The sequence below is a fragment of the Citrobacter sp. Cs237 genome, assembly GCF_030332325.1.
Lineage (GTDB): Bacteria > Pseudomonadota > Gammaproteobacteria > Enterobacterales > Enterobacteriaceae > Citrobacter_A > Citrobacter_A sedlakii.
Window position 1 is genome coordinate 1 of sequence record NZ_JAOWIB010000014.1, and the last position, 284, is coordinate 284.

Consider the following 284-nt stretch of genomic DNA (forward strand, 5'->3'; position numbering starts at 1 on the left):
GCGCAGGTCACCTGGATGGGCGTGAAGGCGGACGAACACCGCGAAGCCAACGGCACCCGCGTGGAAGGTCACGGTGACGGCAACGTGCAGACCCGCGTCGGCGTGCGTCTGTTCGGCAAGGGCCACAACAAACTGGATGACGGCAAAGACCGCACTTTCCAGCCGTTTGTCGAAGCGAACTGGATCCACAACAGCAAGGAGTTCGGCGTGTCGATGAACGGTGACAACGTGGATCTGGACGGCACCCGCAATATCGGCGAGCTGAAGGCCGGTGTGGAAGGCCA

At 62.3% G+C, this 284-nt stretch carries 1 protein-coding gene; it reads left to right on the forward strand.

The genetic code is table 11. The features are described 5' to 3' along the window. A partial coding sequence (locus OGY07_RS00085) for an autotransporter outer membrane beta-barrel domain-containing protein (RefSeq protein ID WP_286597905.1) occupies positions 1 to 284 on the forward strand: 284 nt, incomplete at both ends.